This window comes from Stenomitos rutilans (assembly GCF_059505485.1).
In genome coordinates, this window is record NZ_JCACKR010000018.1 from 1 (window position 1) to 7,680 (window position 7,680).

Genomic DNA, 7,680 nt, shown 5'->3' on the forward strand with positions numbered 1-7,680 from the left:
CTAGTGAATGAGCCTCTCTACTCTATCAAGCCCACATCAGATTGACGCACTACCGAATAATCTATCAGTTGGTGATCCTCGAAAGATTTCAGCCACACTGAATGCTTGACCATAAGAAGTGGAAAAGTCCAGCCCTTCCACTTTCCTTCATCAAACTTCGGAACAGGTTCAGCAGCATAGGCATTCCAAGGATGGACAAATTCTTCGTGAACGGTGTAGGCTGCTACGCGACCGAAGTATAGCCGGAGGTCTGTATTAAGCCCGTCGATCAGCTCAGAAAAAATTAACGTAACCAATAGCCCTTGCTCATCTTCGTTAATCTGAGCGCGGCCCACAGGGATTATAATCCCGTCCACAGGTTCCCATTTTTCATAGCATTCAAGTTCCATCCAATCGCTCCCAAAACAGTTTCAACATGAAGCGGTCAGCACCCGTTTGTAAACGATAAGCTTTTAACAGAAGACCCCAAGCAGGCTGCAAAGGATTTTTAATGTCTGAAACCGTACAGAACTTGACGGTTGGTATTAAGACTAACCTTGAACGGCACCCATCCACCTTTCCATCCAACGCAAAAACGGCTGTGCTGTATGGTCGATCGCGGCTTGCTGATCCACACCAACAGCTTGCAGACCTTGCAGCCGTAGATTTGTCCCACACACCGCAGCAGGGCAACTTTGCTGAAACGCTGGCAGCGCATCAGTGGCAGACGCTACAGCCAACCAAATTAGAGATTTTTCAAATCAATCTTGGCAAGCTGTGTAACATGACATGCAGCCATTGCCATGTGGATGCTGGCCCAACGCGCACGGCAGAAAATATGGATCGCGCGACGATCGGTGCCTGCTTGCAAGTGCTGGATCAAACAGAAGCGCATACAGTTGATATCACAGGCGGTGCACCGGAAATGAATCCCCATTTTCGCTACCTGGTGGATCAATGCGTGGCGCGTGGGAAGCATGTGATTGATCGCTGCAATCTCACCGTTCTATTGCTACCAAGAATGCAAGATTTGCCGGAATGGTTAGCGGCACGCGGCGTTGAGATTGTCTGCTCATTGCCCCACTACCAGCAAGAAAACACCGACACTCAACGCGGCGACGGCACTTTTGAGAAATCCATTACAGCCTTACAGCGATTAAATGCAGCCGGATATGGGAAAGGTGATCCCCAGAAGCAATTAGTTCTGGTGACAAATCCAGTAGGCACATGCCTTGCCAAAAAGAATCCCTGTATCGAAAAAGAATGGCGAAACGGGCTGCAAGAAAATTACGGGATCACTTTCGATCGCCTCATTGCCCTCAACAACATGCCGATTTCGCGCTACCTGGAATGGCTGGAAACATCCGGTAATCTGCAAGCGTATATGGAACGTCTGGTGAATGCATTCAATCCCGGCACGATCGCGGGCTTGATGTGTCGCAACACGCTCTCCATTTCCTGGGATGGCCGCCTCTTTGACTGCGATTTCAACCAAATGCTAGATCTCGAAGTGCAGCAATCCAATGGGCAACGCTCTCACATCCGCGATTTCAATCTAGAGATGCTGGCTCAACGTGAAATTATCACTGGACATCATTGTTTTGGTTGTACAGCGGGTGCGGGAAGTTCGTGTAGTGGGGCGATCGTTTAGGGAAGGTAGAAGGCAGGAGGCTGAAGGTGGGAGTGGGGAGTGGGCTAAAGAGCAACTCAAAACTTTTAACTCAAAACTCCTCCCCTGCTCCCCCTGCCTTCCCCGCTCCCCCCGCCTCCTCTGCCTCCCCCTCATCCCCACTCCCTCATGCCCCACTCCATTCTCAACGAACCGTTTGTGCAACCGCTGGATGACTACAATCAGGCGTTGTTAGCACAGGTACACCCGATCGATTGGGTGAATCCTGAACCTGCACCGCTGTACGATCTGGTGGTTATTGGGGCTGGCACGGCGGGCTTAGTGGTAGCGGCGGGTGCGGCAGGTTTAAAGCTGGGCTTGAAGATTGCGTTGATTGAAAAAGATTTGATGGGAGGTGATTGCCTCAATCTAGGTTGTGTGCCGTCTAAAACGGTGATTCAGTCTTCACGGGTGGCGGCAACGATGCGAGAATCAGCACCCTTTGGCATTCAGCCGCCAGAATCAGTAAAGGTAGATTTTGCGGCGGTGATGCAGCGAATGCGGCGAGTGCGAGCCGAGATTAGCCATCACGATTCGGCACAAACCTTTAGCGCTCAGGGCATTGATGTCTTTCTGGGAAGCGCTCGGTTTGTGGATGACCAGACGATCGCTGTTGACAATGTCCGCCTCCACTTCAAAAAAGCCGTCATTGCCACAGGTGCCCGTGCTACGCATCCCAAAATTCCTGGGCTGGCAGAAACGGGCTTTCTCACCAACGAAACCGTTTTTTCACTGACCGATCGACCAGCCCGCTTAGCGGTTATTGGCGGTGGGCCGATTGGGTGTGAACTGGCGCAGGCATTTCAGCGCTTGGGGAGCGAAGTCACGTTGTTGCATAAGAATGGGCATCTGCTCGATCGCGAAGATGGCGATGCCGCTGAGTTAGTGCAACAGCGCTTTTTGCAGGAAGGGCTGAAACTCCTGCTGGATTGCACCATTGAGCGAGTAGAACAGACCGATGTGGGAAAAGTAATCCACTATCAGCGGCACGGCAAAACCAGAACCGTGGTGGTCGATGAAATTCTGATTAGTGCGGGACGATCGCCCAACGTCGAAGGTCTCAATCTAGAGGCCGTTGGGGTCAAGTACGATATCCATCAGGGTGTGGAAGTGAATGATTATTTGCAAACCACCAATTTCCAGATCTATGCAGCGGGCGACGTCTGCATGCAGTGGAAATTTACCCATGCAGCGGATGCCGCCGCACGCCTTGTTATCAAAAATGTCCTATTTGCGCCTTTGGGACTGGGACGCAGCAAGCTCAGCAGTCTGATCATGCCGTGGGTTACTTACACCGATCCTGAAATTGCTCACGTGGGTCTGTACGAAGCGGAGGCACACGCTAAAGGGATGCAAACACAGACGATCGTGATTCCGTTCTCGGATGTCGATCGCGCCTTGACCGATGGCGAACCCGAAGGCTTGCTCAAAGTCCTGCTGAAACAGGGTTCTGACAAAATCTTGGGTGCCACGATCGTGGCAAAGCACGCAGGGGAGATGATTAGCGAAATCACACTAGCAATGGTGACCAAACAAGGACTGAAAGCCATTGCCAGAGTGATTCATCCCTATCCCACTCAAGCAGAAGCCATTAAGAAGGCTGCAGACACTTACTACCGCAACGCCTTTCTCAACCCCACGACTCAATTTCTGCTCAAAGTCGTCAACAAGTTCAGCTAGCGTAAGTGTTCCCTATACCCTGCACCCTACTCTCTACTCTGGCGGAAACGTTCCTTCCTTGACTTCGGCACCATACGCCTGGACTGCCTGTGTAATGGTTTCGCGTAAGTTGATGTAAGACTTGGCGAAGGGTGGTTGGCGCACTGAAAGACCGAGCAAGTCCGCCGTCACCAAGACCTGCCCATCACAATGGGGGCCTGCTCCAATGCCGATCGTCGGAATCGATAATTTCTGTGTTATTTGCTGAGCCAGGTCACTGGGCATATGCTCCAGCACAATTGCAAAGGCTCCTGCCTGCTCTAGCGCGATCGCCTCTGCCAGGATATGCTCTGCCGTTTCGGGCGACTTACCCTGCTGCCGATAGCCCAGACGATGCACAGACTGAGGCGTGAGTCCGACATGCCCCATGACCGGAATACCTGCCTGCACCAATTGAGCTACCGTTGCCACGATCGCGGGGTTACCCCCTTCTAGCTTTACCGCCTGAACGCCCGCCTCTTTCAAAGCCCGTCCCGCAGAATGCAACGCCTGTTGTACACTTTCCTGATAGCTCATAAACGGTAGATCAGCGACGACCAGCGCCCGTGTCACGCCTCGTCGCACCGCTTTGGCATGATGCAGGATCTCATCTAATGTAATCGGCAGTGTAGTGTCATACCCCAGAGCAACCATTGCTAGCGAATCACCCACCAAAATCAAGTCAACGCCTGCCTCATCTAGCACGTGGCCGATCGCATAATCCCAGGCAGTCAATGCCACGATCGTGCGTCCTTGCTGTTTCCACTGAGTTAACTGATGAGTCGTAACTGGCATTGAGGGGGTGAAGGATGGAGGGTCTAGGGTCTAGGGTACCGAGGAAAGGGGACAGCATGAAAGGTACAGATAACCGAATAAGCTTGTTGCTGCTCACTCAATGTCTTTATCCCATCCGACAAGTGCCAAGCAGGTAATACCCCATCTCTATCTCTTTGAACCCTACACCCTACACCCTGTCCCCTGTCCCTATCCCCACTCCTCACCGTCCGCTGCGACTAAACGTATTGTGCGCTCCCGTCCGAAAGGTCGTCATGCTGACCCAGGCCAGCCCCTCACTGGTGCCGACCCAAAGTTTGTCACCTGTATCAGGCGCAAGGGAAAGCACACGGCTGGACGGCAACCTGCCGATCGCACCCGCAGAGGCACCATTAAACGGATTAATTCGCAGTAATCCCGTTGTAGTACCCACCCACAGACTGTTCACCTTGTCGAACTGAAGCGCCGTAACATTACGTCCACGTAGTTGAGTCACCGATCGCACCTGCTCGCCAGCTTTGTCTAGCTCTAACAGTCCGTTCGGTGTGCCCATCCAGAGTGTCCCCCAAGAGCTAAGCGCCAGAGTTTGAACGGTGGTTCCCGGCAAATTACCAACACGCTTCATGATCGTCGCGCTGGCTGTGCTGATCTGCACCAGGCTGTCTAGCGTCCCTACCCACAGGTTCCCGTTAGCATCCAGGCTTAATGCATTGGCACTAACACCGGGTAGATTCTTGAGTGTCGTCATCAACAGCCCTCGATCGGGGCTAATGAGCGCCAGTCCATCATCGGTACCGACCCAAAGATAGCCTCGCTTGTCAATCAGCAACGACAAGACACGATTGGAAGGCAGCGAAAAATTCTGTGCCGTCACCTCCCCTGTACGAGGATCAAGGCGCACTAGCCCGTCGTAAGTGCCTACCCATAGCCGCCCTACCCGATCAATCGCCAATGCACCCACCGTTTGATTGGGCAAGCTGATCCGCGCCCGAATTTTACCGCTACTGGGATTGATCTGCGCTAACCCTTGCCAGGAGCCAACCCAAAGGGTACTGCTGCCCACAGGCTGGAGGGCACTGATGCGATAATCAGCATTAATGGATTGCTCTTCTTGCTGTTGCCGTTGATTGGGTAAAGGCGTAACCGCAGGGGGTGGAGCCGCCGACGGGTAAAGCGGTGCCGCATTGGGATCGCCCGTTGTCTGTGCGAGGGTTTGCTGCTTTTGAGTAGCATGGCTAGAGACACTATTTGCTACCGCTGTTGTAGCCATGCCAGGACGATCGCTCATCCCCTGCAAACTCAAAAACATCAGGGCAATTCTCACCGATCGCCCCACAACTAATCGACCTATGAGCGATCGCTCCAGCCACTTAGCACAGTCCATCATTCACCCTCCACTGACAATAACGCTAGCAATCCAAGAGCTTGAGCGCGATCGCCATAACATCAGGTTTGCCTCTTGCGCCCCATGATACTGCGAGTCTTTTGAGATGAACGTTAGACTTAACGAAATAGCTACCGTGTGATCGGGTGCCATTGGGAAAACCCTTCATGCTTCTCGTTCAACCGTCTAAAATCTGAGTCTGGGGTGCGATCTTCCATCATTCACCGTGACGTAACAGGGAACAATAACCTTACCCACTTCATCCGGCCTTTACTGACCTCAGCCATGTTTAACAGCAAAGTAGCCATTCCTATTCTTTTAATGTTGGCGCTCGTATTTATTGGCTTCGGTGATCAATTTTTGCCCCAACCCTTGAGCGGTGCCAGCTACAAAACGCGCGTTGCCCTGGATCATTGGATGACAGGTTCATTCAAACTTTGGCAGCCAAAAGCTGATCCCAATGCTCGCACCGAACGCGCGATCGAACGGCAAGAGTCAGGGAAATAGCCTTTAGTTTTTATAGAAAATCTAGCTATTGTTGTTGCCTGAGTGATTGTTGAGCAGTCGCTTTAGTTTTTTTTTGAAAAGTTTAGAAAGATTGAGGCTAGAGATTAACATACTACAATTGTAGTATGTTAATCTCTAGCGTAGTAATTATGAGTGACGAATTTTCACTACGGAGTTGCGATTTAACCAAACTCAACTCCATGACTAAATATCCTAGTATTCCGACTTATCATACGCTTGGCAGTAAGGGAATGTTGCTGGAAGAGACTGTTCTCTTGGAGGGTAGGGTTGTTCTAACAGAAAAAGTAGATGGTACAAACTCTCGCATCATCTTGTTGCCGGATGGCAGCTTTGTCTTAGGGAGTAGAGAAGAGTTGCTTTTTGCAAAAGGCGATCTCATTGGCAATCCGGCGCTCGGTATTGTAGAAGCTCTCAAAGGCGTTGCAGATTCTATACCTCGGCCACAGAGCAAGATTGTCGTCGCCTACCTTGAAGTGTATGGCGGTAAGGTTACTGCTGCTAGCAAGCAATACACGGCACAGCAAAGTGTCGGTTGGCGACTATTTGATGCTGCCGTGCTCACAGATTTTGAGGCGCAGTTTAGTAAACCTGTTCAGCAAATAGCTGCTTGGCGAGACAATGGTAGACAAGCATTTCTGAATGAAGAGCACCTTAATGAAGTATCGAAAGATTATGGATTTGAACTAACACCTAGACTTGCAATCGTTGAAGCGCTTCCCGTTGGTATTCAAGAAACGTATGAGTTTCTTCAAGTGATGTTGCCACAGACTAACGTTGCTCTAGATCGGGGCGCAGGTGGTCGAGCTGAAGGTATCGTTGCAAGAACTTTTTCAAGAGATGCAATTGCAAAGTTGCGTTTTGAGGATTATGAACGTCACGCCAAACGCCGCAAATAGAGCGCTCGTTTGAGTTTTAGATGACTCTTTCGAGTAGCTGGCGATCGTCTACTGTTTCTGCTCTGTCAGCCATGCTTCCAAATCGGACAGGTGAGAAAAGTTCAGCAAGGCTTCCCCCAGTGCCTCTAGCTCAGCAAGGGGTAAAGCATTGATTTGCGTAGTTGCTGATTCAGGCAATGTTCCTACTTTTCGGGTCAGGAGTCGTAGAACCAGCGATCGCTCTCCCTGCTCGATTCCCTGCTCGATTCCCATGCGCTCGACGCTGCTGATGTAAGGCATCCGTCGTTCCTCCTCGTAAGCCTTTAACTGCTGCCAAAACTCCCGACCTAATCCTTTTGGAAGGATCATAACCCAATCAACCAATCGAAACAGGTTGAGAATCTCTCGTCGCTCATAGCCTTGCTCATACAACCGCCGAATTAAGCTCAACTTCGACTCTTTACGTTGCTGAGAATCTCGTTGAGTTTCTTGCGCCTTTAGATGCGCCATCACGACAACGGCAAAGGGATTGCGATCGCACTCCAGTTTCGTCCACCGATCGCGGTAATCGAGCAACTTCACCATGCCAAACCGAAACGTTAACTCTGTGTCAGCATTGCCAACGTGATAGTAATTCGGTCGCCATTGGGCATTACTATCACAAAGAATGGCTAGGCTGGTCGCGTGACTGTGAAAGCGATCGAAAATACGCAAGTGAGTCGAAGAGTCGAGGGCAGGCGTTACCGTCTACCCCCTCTCCTCCGAAACCGTGC

Annotated in this window: 8 protein-coding genes; 4 read left to right on the plus strand and 4 right to left on the minus strand. The window is 51.2% G+C overall.

Annotated features, from left to right (window positions below; all coding sequences use genetic code 11):
* Positions 1 to 17 precede the first annotated feature (17 nt).
* The gene (locus tag AC5JLP_RS01915) at positions 18 to 389 is read right to left on the minus strand and encodes a hypothetical protein (protein ID WP_496066205.1); all 372 of its coding nucleotides are present in this window, start codon (positions 387 to 389) and stop codon (positions 18 to 20) included.
* 101 nt (positions 390 to 490) lie between these two features.
* Between AC5JLP_RS01915 and arsS the strand changes: the two genes are divergently transcribed.
* Both arsS and AC5JLP_RS01925 read left to right on the plus strand, forming a co-directional pair.
* A complete protein-coding gene (gene arsS / locus AC5JLP_RS01920; protein ID WP_496066206.1) occupies positions 491 to 1,630 on the plus strand; it encodes an arsenosugar biosynthesis radical SAM (seleno)protein ArsS in 1,140 nt (379 codons plus the stop codon).
* Between the two features lie 147 nt (positions 1,631 to 1,777).
* The gene (locus AC5JLP_RS01925) at positions 1,778 to 3,328 is read left to right on the plus strand and encodes a mercuric reductase (protein WP_496066207.1); all 1,551 of its coding nucleotides are present in this window, start codon (positions 1,778 to 1,780) and stop codon (positions 3,326 to 3,328) included.
* A 33-nt stretch (positions 3,329 to 3,361) separates the two neighbouring features.
* On the opposite strand, the gene panB is transcribed toward AC5JLP_RS01925, so the two are convergent.
* Together panB and AC5JLP_RS01935 are read right to left on the minus strand one after the other, a co-directional pair.
* Positions 3,362 to 4,141 (minus strand): 3-methyl-2-oxobutanoate hydroxymethyltransferase, encoded by a 780-nt coding sequence (gene panB / locus AC5JLP_RS01930; RefSeq protein WP_496066208.1) that lies wholly within the window; start codon positions 4,139 to 4,141, stop codon positions 3,362 to 3,364.
* A gap of 202 nt (positions 4,142 to 4,343) precedes the next feature.
* Positions 4,344 to 5,507, minus strand: coding sequence for a ligand-binding sensor domain-containing protein (locus tag AC5JLP_RS01935; protein WP_496066209.1), 1,164 nt, complete (start codon positions 5,505 to 5,507; stop codon positions 4,344 to 4,346).
* 282 nt (positions 5,508 to 5,789) lie between these two features.
* On the opposite strand from AC5JLP_RS01935, the gene AC5JLP_RS01940 reads away from it, so the two are divergent.
* Complete coding sequence (locus tag AC5JLP_RS01940) at positions 5,790 to 6,011, plus strand: hypothetical protein (protein WP_496066210.1); 222 nt, start codon at positions 5,790 to 5,792, stop codon at positions 6,009 to 6,011.
* A 149-nt stretch (positions 6,012 to 6,160) separates the two neighbouring features.
* Positions 6,161 to 6,928: an RNA ligase family protein gene (locus AC5JLP_RS01945; protein WP_496066211.1), complete on the plus strand. Its 768-nt coding sequence runs from the start codon at positions 6,161 to 6,163 to the stop codon at positions 6,926 to 6,928.
* Between the two features lie 48 nt (positions 6,929 to 6,976).
* Here AC5JLP_RS01945 and AC5JLP_RS01950 read toward each other — a convergent pair whose 3' ends face one another.
* A complete protein-coding gene (locus AC5JLP_RS01950) occupies positions 6,977 to 7,621 on the minus strand; it encodes a DUF4351 domain-containing protein (RefSeq protein ID WP_496066212.1) in 645 nt (214 codons plus the stop codon).
* Between the last annotated feature and the right edge of the window lie 59 nt (positions 7,622 to 7,680).

Excerpts from the sequence above, each read along its gene's own strand:
- AC5JLP_RS01940 (WP_496066210.1), top strand. The coding sequence starts at position 5,790 with ATGTTTAACAGCAAAGTAGCCATTCCTATTCTTTTAATGTTGGCGCTC.
- AC5JLP_RS01935 (WP_496066209.1), bottom strand. The coding sequence starts at position 5,507 with ATGATGGACTGTGCTAAGTGGCTGGAGCGATCGCTCATAGGTCGATTA.
- arsS (WP_496066206.1), top strand. The coding sequence starts at position 491 with ATGTCTGAAACCGTACAGAACTTGACGGTTGGTATTAAGACTAACCTT.
- AC5JLP_RS01925 (WP_496066207.1), top strand. The coding sequence starts at position 1,778 with ATGCCCCACTCCATTCTCAACGAACCGTTTGTGCAACCGCTGGATGAC.
- AC5JLP_RS01915 (WP_496066205.1), bottom strand. The coding sequence starts at position 389 with ATGGAACTTGAATGCTATGAAAAATGGGAACCTGTGGACGGGATTATA.
- AC5JLP_RS01945 (WP_496066211.1), top strand. The coding sequence starts at position 6,161 with ATGAGTGACGAATTTTCACTACGGAGTTGCGATTTAACCAAACTCAAC.
- panB (WP_496066208.1), bottom strand. The coding sequence starts at position 4,141 with ATGCCAGTTACGACTCATCAGTTAACTCAGTGGAAACAGCAAGGACGC.